The following is a 16,572-nucleotide window of genomic DNA, read 5'->3' on the forward strand; positions in this document are numbered from 1 at the left end:
GGCTAGTTGCCAGCCTGAAGCGCCAGAGTGCGCCGGATGTTTTGGGCGTGGACGGTCTGATAGGGCGCAAACCACGTCAGTGTTCCCGCGGCGAGGTCGGGGCCGATCACCTCGGCCAAAGGCAGGGCAGCGCGGGTGGGGTCGGACCGCAAGCCTTGCAGCCAGCGGATATAGGTTTGGGTGGCGCTCAGCAGGGCGGGTCCGTAGCCGCCGGCGGCAATCACCTCGGCCGCGCCATGGTTGGGCAGGATGTGGCGTGGTTGCAGGGCCACCAGACGGTCAAGGTCAGCCAGATGGAGGGCGAAATCGTCGGGCTCTCCGACATAGGTGACGCTGTCTTCGACAGTATCACCAGCCAAAAGGACGCCCTCGTCGGGCAACCACAGGACAGTGGCGTCGTCGGAGTGGATATTCGCCTCGATCAGCACGATGCGGCGCGTGCCAAGGGCCAGCTCCATTCGGCCCGAAAAGATGCGGTCGGGCAGGATCAGCGGAGAGATCACGGGCAGGCCGTGAAAGCTGCCGTCCTCGATGCCGGCCTTGTGCTCGGTCAGATGGGCCAGCGTGCGCGCCGTGGCGATGACCGGCACCCCCGCGAATGCGGCCGTGCCGGCGACATGGTCCAGATGCCAATGCGACAGGATGACGGTCAGCCGGGTGACGCCCCGTGCCACAAGTGCCGCCTTGATCGCCTCGGCATGGGGCAACGAGACATGGGTGTCATAGACCAAGGCCTCGTCTCCGCTGATCAAGGCATAAGACGCAATCCCCAGCGAGATCGCCCCGTCATCCACCCAGTTGTCCTGCGGAAGAAAACGGTGTCCTGCGACGCGGCCATCGTGGAAGGCCAGGATGCCGGGATGCGGTTCAAGAACGCGCAGATGCTGGGTGATGCCGGATGTCATGACGACAGGGTGCGGGTTGTGCGCTCTGGGGTCAAGCGGTTTGCCTAGGGGCGGTGGGCCTGCTAGCCTCAGATCATGCGGTCTACCCTTGTGCTCACGGTCAAGAATGAAGGTGCCTTCCTGCTGGAGTGGCTGGCCCATCATCGCGCCTGCGGCTTCACCGATGTGCTGGCCTTTTCCAACGATTGCGACGATGGCACCGACACCATGCTGGACCGTCTGGCGGCGATGGATTGGCTGACCCACATCCGCAACACCGGCCCGCATGACGAGGGTCCGCAATGGGCTGCGCTCAAGGTGGCGGACAAGCACCCCCTGGTGCGGCAGGCCGACTGGGTCCTGTTTGCCGATATCGACGAGTTCGTGAACATTCATGTGGGCGCCCGACGCCTGCCGGACTTGCTGGCGGCCTTGCCCAAGGCGGATGCCATCCCGCTGACCTGGCGGCTGTTCGGCAATGCCGGCGTGATCCACTATGAGGACCGTCCCGTCACCGAGACCTTCACCTTGGCCGCACCGGTCACGCTGGGCTGGCCGTGGCGGGCGCAGATGTTCAAGACGCTTCACCGTCCTGCGTTCTTCCGCAAGCTCGGGGTGCATCGGCCCAAAAGCCCCGCTCCGGGACCGGAGGCGCGCTGGTTTGACGGATCCGGGCGATCGGTGGCGCTGGGTCAGCGGCTGTTTTCCGACTACCGGCAGGACAATTACCGACTGGTGCAACTGAACCACTATGCGCTGGGCGCTGCGGAAAGCTATCTGGTCAAATGCGATCGCGGCCGCGCCAACCGCGAGGCGCAGGCGTTTGATGTGGGCTATTGGGTGGAACGCAACCTGTGCGCGGTCGAGGATCGCGCGATCCTGGCGCTCGACAGCGCCGGGCTGCGCCAGGAGTTGCATGCCGACCCGGTCCTTGGCGCGCTGCATGGGCAGGCGGTGGCATGGCGCAGGGCACGTTTCGCCGCCCTGATGGCCGAAGAGCCGTGGCGCGGTCTGTTTGGCAGATTGTTGATGGTTGGACCAAGCCGCGCTCTTTCTGCGGCAGAGGCGGCGCTGATTGTGGCCCATCGCGGGCAAAGCTGACGGCTGGAAACAGTCCTTTCGCACTGTCCTGCCTGCGGGGGCAATCTTCCCGCTTATTTCCTTGATACGCCCAGCATTGGGGCGATAATGCAACTTGGGGGTTAGCTCGGGTTGCCAAAGTCAGGCTACCTTTCGGGTGCGGCCAGAATGGTGAACGACATGAGTGACCTCGACAGCGACGTGATGCTGGATGCCTCGGCCGCGCAAGATCGCGCCGAATGGATGCGCGCCATGGATGCGATTGGAGAGGACAGCGGCTATTTCCAGAAGGTCGGCGCCGCGCACAGTGCGCTGTTTCTGGACAATTCCCCGACCTTGCTTGTGACCTTCGACAACTATGGCGCCGCGCGCGGCCGGGCCAAGCAATTGCCGGCGGGCATGGCCTTGGCGGACGAATGCGACTGGTCGCACCTGTGCCTGTTGTCCGAAGCCGGGCCTTGGTACCGCGACCCTGCCGTTTATGCCTATTTCGACCGCTTGGTAGACGAGGGCTTCTTTGAGGATTTTGACCGTGTGCTGTTTTATGGCGCAGGGGCATCGGGCTATGCGGCAGCGGCCTTTTCGGTGACGGCACCGGGCGCACGGGTGCTGCTTTTGAACCCGGTCGCCACCCTGAACCCCGGCCTTGCCAATTGGGACAACCGGCATCGCGAAGCACGGCGGCTGGACTTCACCTCACGCTATGGCTTTGCCCCCGACATGATCGAAAGCGCTGCGGTGGCGACGGTGATCTGCGATCCGGGCCAAAGTCTGGATGCGATGCATTCCGCCCTGTACCGCGCCCCCCATGTCAACCGCTTTGACGCGCGTCTGGCAGGGGCGGATGTCGAGGGGGCTTTCGCAAGGATGGGCATTCTCAACCATCTGATTTGTGCGGCGATGGACGGCAAGCTGTCACCGGCCCGCTACGGCGCCTTGTGGCGCAACCGGCGCGACGATCTGTCTTACCTGCGCCTGCTGCAGGTCGCCGCAACGCCGCGTCCTGCGCGCGAAATCATGGTGTGCCGCAACGTGGCCAACCGGCTCAATCAGGGCAAGTTCAAGAAGCGTCTGGCGGATCTGCTGGCAAAAGCCTGACCCGGGGGATCTGTCTGACAAAGAACGGATGACGGTCACCGGGCGAGACGGCAGTGTTCCGTTGCGGAAAGATCTGGCCCCTCAGTCGCCGGTGGCCATGTTGGTCAACTCGTCCGCCCGCGTGGCCGAGACCCGGGCCCGGCACTGATAGATCACCATCTCTTCCATCGAACCACCGTGATAGGCGTAGCCCTCGGCCGTGCAGGTGTTGTCGCGAAAGTCGATCCAGGCGCGCTGCGAGGCGCGCAGAGCAGCCTCGGCCCCGCGTTCGGAGGCATCCAGATTGATGTCGATGCTTTTCATCGCGGCGATGGCCACCTTGTAAGCGTCGTTGAGCTTGGCATCGGCAGCTTTCCAATCCTGTTCGGCGCAATAGGTCATTTCGACCTGCACTTCCGCCTTTGAGCAATCGACGTCTTGTGCCGCCGCGATGAGGGGGATGCCTGCGCAAGGCAGAAGGGTCAAAAGAAAGGCGACAGGGGCAAGACGGGACATTGAAAAAGCCTCCATGATGGCCTTCGAGCCTAGCCCGATGGCAAGAGCCGCGCAATCCCACTGGAATTTCGCCATGCCTTGCGCTAGGGCCTCGCCATGCGCCAGATCATCACCCTCCGCCGTCCCGACGACATGCACCTGCACCTGCGCGATGGCGCGATGCTGGCAGCGGTCGCCCCGGAATCCGCCCGCGATTTCGCCCGGGCGATCATCATGCCGAACCTTGTGCCACCGGTTGTGACAAGCGCGCAGGCGCTGGCCTACCGGGACCGCATTCTGGCCGCCCTGCCGGACGGAGCGGCCTTCGAACCCCTGATGACGCTGTACCTGACCGAGGGCACCGACCCGGCCGATGTCGCCGCCGCAGCTGCCTCGGGTCTGGTCAAAGCCGTGAAGCTTTACCCGGCGGGCGCCACGACGAACTCGCATGGCGGAGTGCGCGACTTTGGCAAAGTGATGGGCGTGCTGGAGAAGATGGCCGAGATCGGCCTGCCCCTTTGCACCCATGGCGAGGTGACAACGCCCGAGGTCGACATCTTCGACCGCGAGGCGGTGTTCATCGACACCGTACTGGACCCGCTGCGCCGCCGCATTCCGGACCTGCGCGTCGTGATGGAACACATCACGACGGAAGAGGGCGTGGCCTATGCGGCCTCGGCCGGGAACCTTGCCGCGACGATCACGACGCATCACCTGATCATCAACCGCAACCACATCCTCGTCGGTGGCATCAAGCCGCACTACTACTGTCTGCCGGTTGCCAAGCGGGAAAAGCACCGTCTGGCGCTCAGGAAGGCTGCGACCTCGGGCGACAGCCGCTATTTTCTCGGCACCGATTCGGCCCCCCATATTGACGCCTTGAAGGAACATGCCTGCGGCTGCGCCGGCTGCTTTACGGCGACCAATACGATGCCGTTGCTGGCGCATGTCTTTGAAGAGGACAATGCGCTGGACAAGCTGGAAGCTTTCACCAGCCTGAACGGGGCAGCCTTCTACGGCCTGCCGCTTTCGGACGCCCAGCTGACCTTAGAGAAATCCGCCGATCCGGTGAGCTTCCCCGAAAAGATCACCTCGGGCGCGGGCCCCGTCACTGTCTTTGACCCCGGTTTCCCGATCCACTGGCGCGTCCAGCGCTGACCCCGCCACCCGCCGAAAAATTTTCGGCGAAAATTTTTGGCACCCTGCCACACTGGAGCTCCTGATGATCCCCGCCAGCTTCCCGCCGAAAGAGGAAATCGCCCGCCTGACCGCCCGCGCCTTGCTGGAGATCAAGGCCGTGCATTTCAATGCGGCCACGCCGTTCACGCTGGCCTCGGGCCTGCCGTCTCCCACCTATATCGACTGCCGCAAGCTGATCAGCTACCCGCGCATCCGGTCGGTCCTGATGGATTTCCTGACAGTCACCGTGCTGCGCGATGCGGGGCTGGAGGCGTTTGACAACATCGCTGGCGGCGAGACGGCGGGCATCCCCTTCGCAGCCCTGGTGGCCGAGCGTCTGGCCCTGCCGATGACCTATGTGCGCAAGAAGCCGAAGGGCTATGGCCGCAATGCCCGCATCGAGGGCGCCATGACCGAAGGCCAGCGCGTGCTGCTGGTCGAGGACCTGACCACAGATGGTGGCAGCAAACTGTCCTTCGTCGATGCGATCCGCGAGACCGGGGCCACCTGCGCGCATACGGCCGTGATCTTCTACTACGGCATCTTCCCCGAGACGGTGGGCAAGCTGGCAGATCACGGCATCGCGCTGCATCACCTTTGCACCTGGTGGGATGTGCTGGCCGAAGCCCGCGCGCAGGGTGCCTTTGACGAGGCGACGTTGAGCGAAGTGGAAGCCTTCTTGCACGATCCGCGCGGCTGGCAGGCTGCCAGGGCGAAGTAAGGGGGCGTTCCGCCCCCCTCGCGCAAGCGCTCACCCCCCGAGGATATTTGGCAAGGGTGAGGCGAAAGCGGTGGACGCGCCTGTGGATGCTTTGGGGATAAGTCCGCCTGCGAATCGTGTCTTTGGCGTTTGCACTGATAGACCGACGCCAGATGTGGTAGAGTGACCGTAGGCGCTGAGTCTGTGACCGGACTTATCCACCGACTTGTTCAGGACTTGCCGAGGCGTGGGTCAGGGGTCTAAGTCGGGGACCAATCAAGAAACGGCAAGAACGGGGACGAGCATGAATGAAGTGGCCACGCTGCGGCAGGTTTTGCCTGCGCTTCCCGAGACCGAAGCCATGCCGCACAATATCGAAGGCGAGCAGCAGCTTTTGGGTGCTATTCTGACCAACAACGAGGTCTATGACCGGGTGTCTTCGTTGGTGAAGGCGGAGCATTTCTATGACCCGGTTCATCAGCGCATCTTTGAACGGATGGCGGCGCGGATTCAGAAAAACGCTTTGGCGAGCCCGGTGACGTTGAAGCCGTTCTTCGAGGATGATCCGGGGCTGAAGGAACTGGGCGGTCCAGCCTATCTGGTGCGTTTGGCGGGGGCTGCCATCTCGGCCTATGCGGCGCGGGACTATGCGCAGATGATCTATGATCTGGCGGTGCGACGCGAGTTGATCGGGCTCGGCAAGGATATTGCGGCCAAGGCGGGCAAGGTCGAGGTCGACAGCGAGCCGCGTGAGCAGATCATCGAGGCCGAGCAGCGGCTTTACAAGTTGGGCGAGCAGGGGGTGGCGGAACGCGGCTTTCAGTCGTTCCTGAAAGCGGTGACCGAGGCAGTCAATGTCGCCAACGCGGCTTACCAGCGCGATGGCGGGCTGGCGGGGATTTCCACCGGGCTGGTTGATCTGGACAAGAAGCTTGGGGGACTGCATCCGTCTGACCTTCTGATCCTTGCCGGGCGGCCTTCGATGGGCAAGACCTCTCTCGCCACCAACATCGCCTTCAACATCGCCAAGGCTTACAAGCGGGGCCGGTTACCCGACGGTTCGGAGGGCACGATTGAAGGCGGCTCGGTCGGGTTCTTCTCGCTGGAAATGAGTGCGGAGCAGTTGGCGGCGCGGATCCTGTCGGAAGCCTCGGAAGTGCCTTCGGAACAGATCCGGCGCGGCGACATGACCGAGGGGGAGTTCCGGCGTTTTGTGGAAGCGGCGAAGTCGCTGGAATCCTGCCCTTTGTTCATCGACGACACGCCTGCTTTGCCGATTTCGCAGGTGGCGGCCCGGTCGCGCAGGTTGAAGCGGACGCATGGACTGGACTTGATCGTGGTGGACTATCTGCAGCTTCTGAAAGGCACATCCAAGGAAAACCGGGTGCAGGAAGTTTCGGAAATCACCCAAGGGCTGAAAGCCATCGCCAAGGAGTTGAACATTCCGGTCATGGCGCTGTCGCAGCTGTCGCGTCAGGTGGAAAGCCGTGAGGACAAGCGGCCTCAGTTGAGCGACCTTCGGGAATCCGGCTCGATCGAGCAGGACGCCGACGTGGTGATGTTCGTCTACCGCGACGAATACTACAAGGAACGCGAGAAACCCGGCGATCACGAGCTGGAAAAGATGGCGCAGTGGCAGACCATCATGGAAAACGTCCATGGCAAGGCCGAGGTCATCATCGGCAAGCAGCGCCACGGGCCGATCGGCTCGGTTGAACTTTCCTTCGAAGGCCGCTTCACCCGGTTTGGCAATCTGGCGCAGAAGTGGACGCAGGGCGGCGGCGGCGGCGAAGTTGGCTTTTAGGACGGTGGTTTAGGATGGATCTGCAACTCAAGGGCAAGCGCATCATCGTCACGGGCGGCGGGGCGGGGATTGGCGCCGCCATCAGTCAGACGCTGGCGGAAGAGGGCGCCGTCCCGGTCATCGTGGCCCGCCGCGCGCCCGAGGGTGAATTCATGGACCGCCTGCGGGCGATTGGCCCGGCGGAGTTCATTCAGGCTGATTTGGCCAAGGACGACGACTGCCGTGCCGCCGTGGTCAAGGCCCAGGCCGGGGGCCGCATCTATGGCCTTGTCAACAACGCCGGGCGCAATGACAGTCTGGGGCTGGAGACCTCGCCGGACGCCTTCCGCGCCTCGCTCGACCAGAACTTGCTGCACTATTACACGCTGGTTCACCTTCTGGCCGAGGATATCAGGGCCGAGATCGGGGCCATCGTGAACATCTCGTCCAAGACGGCGATCACCGGGCAGGGTCATACCTCGGCCTATGTGGCGGCGAAGGCGGCGCAACTGGGGTTGACGCGGGAATGGGCTGCGGCCTTTGCGCCCGATGGCGTCAGGGTCAATGCGGTGATTCCGGCGGAAGTGATGACGCCGATGTATGCCAACTGGATCAAGACCTTTGATGACCCCGAGGCGCAGCTGGAAAAGATCACAGCACGGATTCCCTTGGGGCATCGGATGACGCTGGACAGCGAGATCGCCGCTGCCGCCGTCTTTGCGCTGTCGCCACGGTCAGCACATACGACGGGGCAGTGGCTTTACGTCGACGGCGGGTACACGCATCTGGATCGGGCGTTGGACCGCTGAAGTCCCTGCGGCAGCGCGGCAAGTCAGCGCTTTCGCAGCGGATGTCAAAGCGGGGTTGCCAGCAATCCGTCCAGAATGGCGGTCCAGCCGCCACGATGCCCGTCGCGGCTCCCCTCTGATTCGAATCGGACATGGGTCAGGGTCAGCAGGGTTGCGGTCCCGTCGGGGACCAGATCCAGCGTCACCGTGCTGTTTTCCACCGTCGAGTAGGGCGATTCCCATGTGAAGGCGATGCGCGAATACGGGACCAGTTCCAGATAAGTGCCTGTGTGGGGCACATCGGTCTGCCCATTGTGCATCAGCAAAAGGAACCGCCCGCCCACGCGCGGATCTGTTTCCGCCTTGGTCATAGTGATCCCGGCTTTGCAACCGTTGATGAAGCGGGTCAGGGTCGCAGGTTCCAGCCAAGCCGCATACACTTTTTCCACCGTCGCGTTGATGCGTCGCTGCAGAGACAGGCTCAGTTCATTCGGGCTTATGTCATTCATCCTTTTTCTCCTCCAGAATATGGGTCAAGGCGTCCAGTCGCAGGTCCCAGATCGAGCGCAATTGTCGGAACCAGACGTCCACAAGGGACAGCCGTTCCAGCCGCACCTCGATCAGATGTTCGCGCCATTGCGTATGACGGCCGACCAGTCCGGCCGCCTCCAGCACCTTGATGTGCTTGGAGACGGCGTTGAGGCTCATCTCAAACCGGGCCGCGATTTCGGTGACGCGGGTCGGGCCATTCTGCGCCAGAAGCGTCAGGATTTCGCGCCGCGACGGGTCGCTGGCGGCTTTGAGGATGTCTGTCAGGGCGGATTGTTCAACCATAGGGTTGAACTACACCGGCTCGCGGATTCGTTCAACCAAAAGGTGGAATGACGGAACAAAAAAACGGGGCCCGACGGCCCCGCATTCTTCTTGCGATCACAAATCTGTTACTTTGGCCCGATCATCATGACCATCTGACGGCCTTCCAGCCGCGGCATTGATTCGACCTTGCCGTTGTCACCGACATCGGCGGCCACACGGTGCAGAAGGGCCAGACCCAGCTCTTGGTGGGCCATTTCACGACCGCGGAAGCGCAGGGTGACCTTGACCTTGTCGCCCTCTTCCAGAAACTTCAGGACAGAGCGCATCTTGACGTCATAGTCGTTCGTGTCGGTACCCGGACGGAACTTGATTTCCTTGATTTCGATGATGTGCTGCTTCTTGCGGGCTTCAGCCTCGCGTTTCTGCTGCTCATACTTGTATTTGCCGAAATCCATGATCTTGCAGACCGGCGGTTCGGCGGTGGGCGAGATTTCGACCAGATCCAGCCCCGCTTCCTCGGCCATGGCCATCGCACGTGCGGGTGTGACCACCCCTACGTTTTCGCCATCGGCCCCGATGAGCCGAATTTCGGGCGAGCGAATGCGGTCATTTATACGCGGGCCGGTTTCGCGTTGCGGCGGAGCGTTGTGAGGGCGGCGTGCTATGGTTGTGGTCCTTCATCGTTGTTTCGCTGGCGCAAGATAGTCCCTTGCTGCGCCAGCTTCAACCCGTAAGCGGGCTTTACAGCCTGTTCTGCAGCGAGGAGGTGGGGCTTTCCAACGCTGTAACCTTCTGTCATACCCGCCGCTAGGATTAACCGTCGCTTCATGGAGAACCGGCATGAATAGAAACGTCATCATCGCAGTCATCGTCATCGTCGTCGCAGGCGGCATCTGGTGGAAGGTCTCGCACAAAGCGGCACCGGCTGCTGATGCCACGGCAACCGCGACCGCACCGGCTGCGACCACTGCACCGGCCGCCACCACGGCTCCGGCTGCGACCACCGCTCCGGCTGCGACGACCGCTCCGGCCGCGACCACCGCTCCGGCGGCTACCACCGCTGCACCGGCTGACGCCGCTGCCGTTCTGGACCCGGCCAAGTTCGACGCTGCTGCCGTCGCCAAGTTCATCGACGCTTCGTCGGCTGATGACGCCACCAAGACCACGCTGAAGGCTGCTGTCACCGACGCTGGCACCGACGCTGCCAAGATCACCGCCGTGATCGCGCAAATCAAGACCGCGCTGAAGATCCAGTAATCGGACCTTTCTGCACGAACAGGGCCGCAGGTTTACACCTGCGGCCTTTTTCTTTTGCGCGGCGGCACGCCAGCTTTTAGCATGGGCCATGGCAAAGATCGTCCTGCACCTGCCGCCCGACGGCGCGACCGAGGCTTTGGCGGGCCGCCACCTGCGCCTGTACCGCGTGATCCGCGACATGGCCCGACAAGAGGGCATCGCCCTCGACATCCGCCCGCGCGCTGCAGACCTGACCCCAGCCACCCGATGCGTGACTGATGGCCGCTTTGCCGACGGCAATCTGCACATCGTCGATGATCGCTCGGTCCAAGCCGAGGGGGTCCTGAACGCCGCGGTCGCCTATTTTTGGGAGTTCTGGCATCTGGATCCGGTGGGCACCAAGGCCTGCTCCTCGATCGGTGGGCTAAGCTACGAACCCGGTGCCGTGCCTTTTATGCGGGCCAAGGGCTTCTTTGACGCCCAACGCGCCCGGCTGGTGGTGCCGCGACAGTCGAAATATGGCCAGAAGGTCGAAAAGACTGCTTTGCCGGCGGGTTCCATCGCCGTCTTCCTGCAGGGCGAATATCCGATGAAGCAGCAGGTCACCACGTTCGACGACCTTGCGATGCTGGCGGCGGTGCGTGCCGCCGACATTGACCGCCCCATCGTCGTCAAGCCGCATCCCCTGGTGAAAAATCCCTTCACCCTCGCCGACCTTAGCCTGGCCTTACGGGGCGACGACCGCGTGATCCTGACCGATGCCAATGTGCATGACATCCTCGACAGCTGTGCGGCCACGGTGTCGATCAATTCGACCGTAGCATTGGAAGGTTTCCTGCACCGCAAGCCGGCCGTGCTGTTTGGGCAGGCTGATTTCCATCACATCGCCGGCCGGGTGACGAGGGCCGAGGATTTCCCGGCGGTTCTGTCGGCCCAACTGCAGCGCAGGGGAGGATACGCGCAGTATCTGGCGTGGTATTTCCTGCGCCACTGCCTGCGCTTGGGCGCTCCGGGGGTGCAGGCTGCGATCTGGGCGCGCTGTGCGGCGGCCGGGTTTTCCAAGGAACGTTTGCAGGCGGAATAGAAAAGGGGAAGCGGTTTCCCGCTTCCCCCCTGAACTTTCGCGAATGGTGTGCCAGCGTCAGATGCCGTCGCCGACGAAGGCCTTTTCCACCACATATTCCAGCGGTTCGGAATTGGCGCCCTCGTGCAGGCCGAACGTCTCCAGCACCGCCTTGACGTCATGGTTGAAGGCCAAGGACCCGCAAACCATGGCGCGGTCTTCCTCGGGGTTCATCGGTGGCAGGTTCAGATCGGCAAAGACTTTGCCCGACAGCATGTTGTCAGTGATTCGCCCCATGTAGTGCGAGGCTTCGCGGGTGGTCGTGGGATAGTACTTCAGCTTGTCGCCCACCAATTCGCCGATCAGCGGGTCATCCTTCAGGCTTTCGACCAGTTGGCGGCCATATTCCAGTTCGGCCACCTCGCGGCAGGTGTGCATCATGATGACGCTGTCGTATTTCTCATAGGTTTCCGGTTCACGCAGCAGGCTGGCGAAGGGGGCAAAGCCGGTGCCGGTCGACAGGAACCAGATGCGCTTGCCGGGCAAGAGGGCGTCATGCACCAAGGTGCCCACCGGTTTCGGGCGCAGGATGATTTCGTCGCCGACCTTGATGTGCTGCAGCTTCGAGGTCAGCGGGCCATCCGGCACCTTGATCGAGTAGAACTCCAGTTCTTCGTCCCAGGCCGGTGAGGCGATGGAATAAGCGCGCAGCAGCGGTTTGCCGGTGTCACCCATAAGGCCGATCATCACGAACTCGCCCGAGCGGAAGCGCAAGCTGCGCGGCCGTGTGACCCGGAACGAGAACAGACGGTCGGTCCAATGCTTGACCGAGGTCACGGTCTGGGCGTCGGGCAAATGCGGTTTGGCGGGTTTGGCGGCGGCTTCGTTCATCACGGTCGCTTCAGTCATGGATATACGATTTCGGGAATACGTCAGGGGGCGCGGCGGGGGAAGCCCCGATTACGCTTTCAGACGCGACAGATAGTCATGGGCCTTCCAGTCAGCGCGGAACAGCCATTGCGCTTCGGGCTGGCGGGCGGCGAGGTCATCTGGGATTTCGACACTGTCAAAGCCGACACGGCGGGCCATGGCGTATTGATCGGCGATCACCGGCCCCACGGCGCGCAGGGCACCCGTGTATCCCGCCATCCGCAGCCGGCGGGCGATGGTGAAGGCGCGGCCATCGTTGAAGGCCGGGAAGGCCACGCGGATCAGGGTGAGGTCGGCCAGATAGGGTTCGACCAGCGCCGGATCATCGGTTTGAGCAAGGTCGAGCGTGCCCGTGTGTGCGGTTATGTCAGCCAGCCTGACGGCTGCGGTTTCGGTGGCGGGCGAGAAGCCCTGATCGGTGACGATCACGCTCATAGCGCGGACTCCTCAGTGGGTTTTGCGGCGGCATTCAGGGGCACCCGAACGGCCTTGCCGTTGATGAAGTGAATGCCGCATTCGACTTTTTCCGTGTTGCGCCAACGGCCTGCGCGGGGATCTTCACCCGGTTTCACAGGCGTGGTGCACGGCGCGCAGCCGATGGACGGATAGCCCTTGGCGACCAAGGGATGCCGCGGCAGGCGGTTGTTGATCATGTATTCCTCAAGGTCTTCCCGGCCCCAATGGGCAAGGGGGTTGACCTTGATGCGGAAGTCACCCTCGTTCTCAAAGAACTCCACCGTTTGGCGGGTTGCCCCCTGATAGCGTTTGCGGCCGGTGATCCAGCCGTCAAAGGTGCTCAGTGCCCGTTCCAGCGGTTCCACCTTGCGGACCGCGCAGCAGGCGTCGGTGTTGAATTGGTGCAGGCTACCGTCGGGGTCTTCAAAGCTGACCCGAGGTTGCGAGGCGCGGATCGTGCGAATGTCACACAGGTGCAGCTTTTCGGCAACTTCGCGCTGGTAATCCAGCGTCTCAGAAAACAGCATCCGCGTGTCAACGAACAGCACCGGGGTTTCCGGGGCGATCACCGAGACCAGATGCAGCAGCACCACCGATTCCGAGCCGAAAGAGGATACCAAGGCCACCCGTCCCAGATCAGCATCCTTCAGCGCATGTTCCAGCACCGCCGTGGCGCCGTGGTGCCGGTAGCGGGCGTTCAGCGCCGCAACACGGTCTGCCACCGGGCCTTGCGGCAGGTCACGCGGCATCCTGCTCGTCCTCATGGTCATAGAGAGCGGCCTTGAACGGCTCCATCCCGACACGACGGTAAGCTTGCAGGAAGGTCTCCTCGGCATGCAGGCGCAGGCCCAGATAGGCGCGCAGGATGCGTTCGATGGCGGGGATGATCTCGTCATAGGCGAAACCGGGGCCGGTCTTTTCGCCGATGGCGGCATCTTCGGTGCCATCGCCGCCAAGGGTGATCTGGTAGTTCTCCACCCCCGCCCGGTCGAGACCGAGGATGCCGATATGTCCGACATGGTGGTGGCCGCAGGCGTTGATGCAGCCGGAAATCTTGATCTTCAGCGCGCCGATTTCATGTTCCAGCTTCAGCGCCTCGAAGTGCAGCGCCAGTTCCTGCGCCACGGGGATCGAGCGGGCCGTCGCGAGGGCGCAGTAGTCCATGCCGGGGCAGGCGATGATGTCTGACAGCAGGCCCACGTTGGCGGTCGCCAGCCCGACTTGTGCCAAGGCGGCATGAACGGCGGGCAGGTCGCCCTTGTGCACATGCGGCAGGATCACGTTCTGTTCGTGGGAGATCCGCAGTTCGGAGTAGCCGTACTTCTCTGACAAGTCGGCAATCATCCGCATCTGGTCCGACGAGGCATCGCCCGGCGTCTGACCATGCGCCTTGACCGAGATGGTCACGATGGCATGGTCGACCTTGCGATGGGCGGCAAGGTTGGTGTCAGCCCAGGCGCGGAACACCGGATCGGCTTTGTAGAACGCGTCATAGCCGTCAATGGGCGCGGTCTTCAGGTCGGGCTGGGCAAAGGCCGCACGGATTTCGGCCAGCAGGGCCTGATCGGCACCGCCGAACAGCGGGCGCACCTCGGCGAAGCGTTCCTCGACCATGCGGGTCAGTTCTTCCTTGCCGGTCTCGAACAGGGTGATCTTGATGCGGGCCTTGTACTTGTTATCGCGCCGACCCAGCGTGTTGTAGACCGACAGAACCGCCTCGACGTAGGGCAGCAGATCTTCGACAGGCAGATACTCGCGGACCAGATGGCCGATCATCGGGGTCCGGCCAAGGCCGCCACCGACAAAGACCTCAAAGCCCGGTGCGCCGTCGCGGCTGGTCATGCGCAGGCCGATGTCATGCGCGGCAGTCACAGCGCGGTCATGTGGCGAGCCGGTGATGGCGATCTTGAACTTTCGCGGCAGGAACTGGAATTCCGGATGGTCGGTGGACCATTGGCGCAGCAGTTCGGCATAGGGGCGCGGGTCTTCGATCTCATCCGCAGCAGCACCGGCGAAGTGGTCGGCGGTCACGTTGCGCACGCAGTTGCCCGAGGTCTGGATGGCATGCATCTGCACATCGGCCAGCGCGGACAGCACCGCCGGCACGTCAGGCAGCTTCGGCCAGTTGAACTGGATGTTCTGCCGCGTGGTGAAGTGGCCGTAGCCCTTGTCCCAAGTGTCGGCGATATAGGCGAGCTGGCGCATCTGGCGTGGGTTGATCGTGCCGTAGGGGATGGCGACCCGCAGCATGTAGGCGTGCAGTTGCAGGTAAAGCCCGTTCATCAGACGGAGGGGCCGGAATTCATCCTCTGTCAGGCTGCCATCCAGACGGCGGGCGACCTGATCGGAGAACTGGGCGACACGAGAGCGGACAAAGGACTCGTCAAAATCGGTATAGTCATACATTCGTCAGGTCCGCCTGCTTGCCGTGGTGGTAGTTCGAAGGGCCGCGCGTGCGGAACGCCTCGCGGAAATGGGTGGGTTCGGGGCCGTTCGGACCCAGCTTGGCATCCGCAAGATAAGCGCCCACGACGTACAATTTTTGGGATGCCGCGTGCAGCAGGCGCAGTTGCGCATGCGCCTCGTCCTCGATCAGCTCGGCCTCGTGGTGATGCGGGGTCCAGCGGTCATCGGCGGTCTGATAGACCACATCGCCTTCCCGCAGACGATTGGCGGTGACGACTTTGGGGATATACTTGCGGCTCATGCGCGGGCCTCTTTCAAACGGGACAGGGCATCCGCAGCCCGGCGTGGCTGCAGGCCATAAAGGATCACGGCGGGGCCTTCAAGCGACAGTGCCGCTTCGGGCAAGGTGGCCAGCGTGGCGGCGACTATGCGCTGGCCGGCGCGTGAGACGTTTTCGACCAGCGTGACAGGCGTATCAGGGGGCGCGCCATGCATCATCAGGCGGCCTTGCAGGAAGCGTGCGGATTTCTTGCCCATGTAAATGGCGGCAACCTCTCCCGCCCGCGCCATGCCGCGCCAGTCCTGTTCGGCAAAGCCTTCCATGTCATGGCCGGTCAGGATGCGGAAGGCGGCGTTGCGGCCCCGGCGCGTCAGGCTTTGCCCGATGGCGGCAGCGGCAACGGTGGAGGCGGTCAGACCAGGCAGGATGGTGAAGGAGAGGCCCGCCGCCTCCAGCGCCTCGATCTCTTCCTCCAGACGGCCAAAGATCCCGCAGTCGCCGCCCTTCAGACGCACCACACGGGCACCGGTTCGCGCCTCGGCCACCAAAAGGGCATTGATCTGGGATTGGCCGGCGGAGGGACCGAAGCCCTCTTTGCCGACATCGATCCGGCGGACATGCGACGGGATCAGCGCCAGAACCTCGGGGCCGACCAGCCGGTCATGCAGCACCACCTGTGCCCCTAGCAGCGCGTTGCAGGCGCCCAATGTCAGATGCTGGGCAGCCCCCGGCCCCACGCCGACAAAGGTCACGGCGGCCGTCTCGGCGGCCTCGGTTTGCGGAAAGATCGGCAGGTCGGTCATCGGGGGCCTCTTTTCTTCCCTCAATATAGAATAATTTCCCATGTTTGCGCCATAGACCCTTGCCAATAAGGATGATTGTTCTGATAGTCGGATGAATTGGAACAGAGTTCCGCAATCGCGGGGGATGGTGGAATGGTGGCCCAAGTCGACGAGCTGGACCGGAAAATCCTTGGCGAATTGCAGACCGATGCCGAGCAATCGCTGGACGAAATCGCGCGCAAGGTCGGGTCCTCGAAGACCCCGGTCTGGAACCGCATCAAGCGGATGCGCGACGCCGGCATCATAAAGCGGACAACGGCGATCTGCGACCCCGAAGGGCTTGGGCTGGAGGCGTGCTTCTTCGTCCTGATCCGGACCTCGGAACATGAGGTCGGCTGGGAAAAGCGCTTTCTGGACGTGGTCCGCCGCCGCCCTGAAGTGCTGGAGGCGCATCGGCTGGCGGGGGACATCGACTATATCCTGAAGGTCTGGGTCAAGAACGCCCGCGCCTACGATGCCTTCTATCAGGCGCTTATTTCCGAAGTGAAGATCTACAACGTCACCGCCCTGCTGAGCATGGAAGAGATCAAGATGACGACGGCGCTGCCGCTGTAGGC

At 63.0% G+C, this 16,572-nt stretch carries 20 protein-coding genes; 9 read left to right on the plus strand and 11 right to left on the minus strand.

Annotated elements, in window-relative coordinates:
• Window positions 1-2: 2 nt before the first annotated feature.
• A complete protein-coding gene (locus tag AC1Y2B_RS00515) occupies window positions 3-905 on the minus strand; it encodes an MBL fold metallo-hydrolase (RefSeq protein WP_482251077.1) in 903 nt (300 codons plus the stop codon).
• Window positions 906-980: 75 nt separating this feature from the next.
• On the opposite strand from AC1Y2B_RS00515, the gene AC1Y2B_RS00520 reads away from it, so the two are divergent.
• Complete coding sequence (locus tag AC1Y2B_RS00520) at window positions 981-1,985, plus strand: glycosyltransferase family 2 protein (RefSeq protein ID WP_482251078.1); 1,005 nt, start codon at window positions 981-983, stop codon at window positions 1,983-1,985.
• A gap of 159 nt (window positions 1,986-2,144) precedes the next feature.
• Window positions 2,145-3,062, plus strand: a complete 918-nt coding sequence (locus AC1Y2B_RS00525; protein ID WP_482251079.1) for a phosphoadenosine phosphosulfate reductase — start codon at window positions 2,145-2,147, stop codon at window positions 3,060-3,062.
• A gap of 81 nt (window positions 3,063-3,143) precedes the next feature.
• On the opposite strand, the gene AC1Y2B_RS00530 is transcribed toward AC1Y2B_RS00525, so the two are convergent.
• A complete protein-coding gene (locus AC1Y2B_RS00530) occupies window positions 3,144-3,557 on the minus strand; it encodes a lysozyme inhibitor LprI family protein (RefSeq protein WP_482251080.1) in 414 nt (137 codons plus the stop codon).
• A 96-nt stretch (window positions 3,558-3,653) separates the two neighbouring features.
• On the opposite strand from AC1Y2B_RS00530, the gene pyrC reads away from it, so the two are divergent.
• The 4 genes from pyrC to AC1Y2B_RS00550 all read left to right on the plus strand — a co-directional run bounded on the left by pyrC (window position 3,654) and on the right by AC1Y2B_RS00550 (window position 8,007).
• Window positions 3,654-4,694 carry a dihydroorotase gene (gene pyrC / locus AC1Y2B_RS00535; protein ID WP_482251081.1) on the plus strand — a complete coding sequence of 347 codons (1,041 nt, stop codon included), beginning with the start codon at window positions 3,654-3,656 and terminating at the stop codon, window positions 4,692-4,694.
• 64 nt (window positions 4,695-4,758) lie between these two features.
• Window positions 4,759-5,436, plus strand: a complete 678-nt coding sequence (locus tag AC1Y2B_RS00540; protein WP_482251082.1) for an orotate phosphoribosyltransferase — start codon at window positions 4,759-4,761, stop codon at window positions 5,434-5,436.
• A gap of 283 nt (window positions 5,437-5,719) precedes the next feature.
• Window positions 5,720-7,219: a replicative DNA helicase gene (locus AC1Y2B_RS00545; RefSeq protein ID WP_482251083.1), complete on the plus strand. Its 1,500-nt coding sequence runs from the start codon at window positions 5,720-5,722 to the stop codon at window positions 7,217-7,219.
• Window positions 7,220-7,233: 14 nt separating this feature from the next.
• Window positions 7,234-8,007 (plus strand): L-fucose dehydrogenase, encoded by a 774-nt coding sequence (locus AC1Y2B_RS00550; protein WP_482251084.1) that lies wholly within the window; start codon window positions 7,234-7,236, stop codon window positions 8,005-8,007.
• A gap of 44 nt (window positions 8,008-8,051) precedes the next feature.
• Here AC1Y2B_RS00550 and AC1Y2B_RS00555 read toward each other — a convergent pair whose 3' ends face one another.
• The 3 genes from AC1Y2B_RS00555 to infC form a co-directional block, all read right to left on the minus strand.
• Complete coding sequence (locus tag AC1Y2B_RS00555; protein WP_482251085.1) at window positions 8,052-8,495, minus strand: SRPBCC family protein; 444 nt, start codon at window positions 8,493-8,495, stop codon at window positions 8,052-8,054.
• Complete coding sequence (locus AC1Y2B_RS00560) at window positions 8,488-8,820, minus strand: ArsR/SmtB family transcription factor (protein ID WP_482251086.1); 333 nt, start codon at window positions 8,818-8,820, stop codon at window positions 8,488-8,490. The genes AC1Y2B_RS00555 and AC1Y2B_RS00560 overlap by 8 nt, the downstream gene beginning before the upstream one ends.
• A gap of 107 nt (window positions 8,821-8,927) precedes the next feature.
• Window positions 8,928-9,467: a translation initiation factor IF-3 gene (gene infC / locus AC1Y2B_RS00565; RefSeq protein ID WP_482251271.1), complete on the minus strand. Its 540-nt coding sequence runs from the start codon at window positions 9,465-9,467 to the stop codon at window positions 8,928-8,930.
• Between the two features lie 175 nt (window positions 9,468-9,642).
• Between infC and AC1Y2B_RS00570 the strand changes: the two genes are divergently transcribed.
• Both AC1Y2B_RS00570 and AC1Y2B_RS00575 read left to right on the plus strand, forming a co-directional pair.
• The gene (locus tag AC1Y2B_RS00570; RefSeq protein WP_482251087.1) at window positions 9,643-10,059 is read left to right on the plus strand and encodes a hypothetical protein; all 417 of its coding nucleotides are present in this window, start codon (window positions 9,643-9,645) and stop codon (window positions 10,057-10,059) included.
• 88 nt (window positions 10,060-10,147) lie between these two features.
• On the plus strand, window positions 10,148-11,122 hold the full coding sequence (locus tag AC1Y2B_RS00575; protein ID WP_482251088.1) for a capsular polysaccharide export protein, LipB/KpsS family: 975 nt from the start codon (window positions 10,148-10,150) through the stop codon (window positions 11,120-11,122).
• A gap of 57 nt (window positions 11,123-11,179) precedes the next feature.
• On the opposite strand, the gene AC1Y2B_RS00580 is transcribed toward AC1Y2B_RS00575, so the two are convergent.
• Genes AC1Y2B_RS00580 through cobA form a run of 6 tightly spaced genes read right to left on the minus strand, consistent with a single transcriptional unit; the run spans window position 11,180 to window position 15,976 of the window.
• Window positions 11,180-12,010, minus strand: a complete 831-nt coding sequence (locus tag AC1Y2B_RS00580; RefSeq protein ID WP_482251089.1) for a ferredoxin--NADP reductase — start codon at window positions 12,008-12,010, stop codon at window positions 11,180-11,182.
• A 51-nt stretch (window positions 12,011-12,061) separates the two neighbouring features.
• Window positions 12,062-12,466, minus strand: coding sequence for a DUF934 domain-containing protein (locus AC1Y2B_RS00585; protein WP_482251090.1), 405 nt, complete (start codon window positions 12,464-12,466; stop codon window positions 12,062-12,064).
• On the minus strand, window positions 12,463-13,236 hold the full coding sequence (locus AC1Y2B_RS00590) for a phosphoadenylyl-sulfate reductase (RefSeq protein WP_482251091.1): 774 nt from the start codon (window positions 13,234-13,236) through the stop codon (window positions 12,463-12,465). The genes AC1Y2B_RS00585 and AC1Y2B_RS00590 overlap by 4 nt, the downstream gene beginning before the upstream one ends.
• On the minus strand, window positions 13,226-14,893 hold the full coding sequence (locus tag AC1Y2B_RS00595) for a nitrite/sulfite reductase (protein ID WP_482251092.1): 1,668 nt from the start codon (window positions 14,891-14,893) through the stop codon (window positions 13,226-13,228). The genes AC1Y2B_RS00590 and AC1Y2B_RS00595 overlap by 11 nt, the downstream gene beginning before the upstream one ends.
• Window positions 14,886-15,194, minus strand: coding sequence for a DUF2849 domain-containing protein (locus AC1Y2B_RS00600; RefSeq protein ID WP_482251093.1), 309 nt, complete (start codon window positions 15,192-15,194; stop codon window positions 14,886-14,888). Before AC1Y2B_RS00600 ends, AC1Y2B_RS00595 begins: the two co-directional genes overlap by 8 nt.
• Complete coding sequence (gene cobA / locus AC1Y2B_RS00605) at window positions 15,191-15,976, minus strand: uroporphyrinogen-III C-methyltransferase (protein WP_482251094.1); 786 nt, start codon at window positions 15,974-15,976, stop codon at window positions 15,191-15,193. Before cobA ends, AC1Y2B_RS00600 begins: the two co-directional genes overlap by 4 nt.
• Window positions 15,977-16,108: 132 nt before the next feature.
• On the opposite strand from cobA, the gene AC1Y2B_RS00610 reads away from it, so the two are divergent.
• Entirely contained in the window at window positions 16,109-16,570 is a 462-nt protein-coding gene (locus AC1Y2B_RS00610; protein WP_482251095.1) for an Lrp/AsnC family transcriptional regulator, read from the plus strand.
• Window positions 16,571-16,572: the final 2 nt, after the last annotated feature.

This window comes from Stagnihabitans sp. (assembly GCF_964946895.1).

Bases quoted from the DNA above. Each gene is read 5' to 3' on its own strand.
- AC1Y2B_RS00515 (WP_482251077.1), bottom strand. From the start codon at position 905: ATGACATCCGGCATCACCCAGCATCTGCGCGTTCTTGAACCGCATCCC.
- AC1Y2B_RS00520 (WP_482251078.1), top strand. From the start codon at position 981: ATGCGGTCTACCCTTGTGCTCACGGTCAAGAATGAAGGTGCCTTCCTG.
- AC1Y2B_RS00525 (WP_482251079.1), top strand. From the start codon at position 2,145: ATGAGTGACCTCGACAGCGACGTGATGCTGGATGCCTCGGCCGCGCAA.
- AC1Y2B_RS00530 (WP_482251080.1), bottom strand. From the start codon at position 3,557: ATGTCCCGTCTTGCCCCTGTCGCCTTTCTTTTGACCCTTCTGCCTTGC.
- pyrC (WP_482251081.1), top strand. From the start codon at position 3,654: ATGCGCCAGATCATCACCCTCCGCCGTCCCGACGACATGCACCTGCAC.
- AC1Y2B_RS00540 (WP_482251082.1), top strand. From the start codon at position 4,759: ATGATCCCCGCCAGCTTCCCGCCGAAAGAGGAAATCGCCCGCCTGACC.
- AC1Y2B_RS00545 (WP_482251083.1), top strand. From the start codon at position 5,720: ATGAATGAAGTGGCCACGCTGCGGCAGGTTTTGCCTGCGCTTCCCGAG.
- AC1Y2B_RS00550 (WP_482251084.1), top strand. From the start codon at position 7,234: ATGGATCTGCAACTCAAGGGCAAGCGCATCATCGTCACGGGCGGCGGG.
- AC1Y2B_RS00555 (WP_482251085.1), bottom strand. From the start codon at position 8,495: ATGAATGACATAAGCCCGAATGAACTGAGCCTGTCTCTGCAGCGACGC.
- AC1Y2B_RS00560 (WP_482251086.1), bottom strand. From the start codon at position 8,820: ATGGTTGAACAATCCGCCCTGACAGACATCCTCAAAGCCGCCAGCGAC.
- AC1Y2B_RS00570 (WP_482251087.1), top strand. From the start codon at position 9,643: ATGAATAGAAACGTCATCATCGCAGTCATCGTCATCGTCGTCGCAGGC.
- AC1Y2B_RS00575 (WP_482251088.1), top strand. From the start codon at position 10,148: ATGGCAAAGATCGTCCTGCACCTGCCGCCCGACGGCGCGACCGAGGCT.
- AC1Y2B_RS00580 (WP_482251089.1), bottom strand. From the start codon at position 12,010: ATGACTGAAGCGACCGTGATGAACGAAGCCGCCGCCAAACCCGCCAAA.
- AC1Y2B_RS00585 (WP_482251090.1), bottom strand. From the start codon at position 12,466: ATGAGCGTGATCGTCACCGATCAGGGCTTCTCGCCCGCCACCGAAACC.
- AC1Y2B_RS00590 (WP_482251091.1), bottom strand. From the start codon at position 13,236: ATGCCGCGTGACCTGCCGCAAGGCCCGGTGGCAGACCGTGTTGCGGCG.
- AC1Y2B_RS00595 (WP_482251092.1), bottom strand. From the start codon at position 14,893: ATGTATGACTATACCGATTTTGACGAGTCCTTTGTCCGCTCTCGTGTC.
- AC1Y2B_RS00600 (WP_482251093.1), bottom strand. From the start codon at position 15,194: ATGAGCCGCAAGTATATCCCCAAAGTCGTCACCGCCAATCGTCTGCGG.
- cobA (WP_482251094.1), bottom strand. From the start codon at position 15,976: ATGACCGACCTGCCGATCTTTCCGCAAACCGAGGCCGCCGAGACGGCC.
- AC1Y2B_RS00610 (WP_482251095.1), top strand. From the start codon at position 16,109: ATGGTGGCCCAAGTCGACGAGCTGGACCGGAAAATCCTTGGCGAATTG.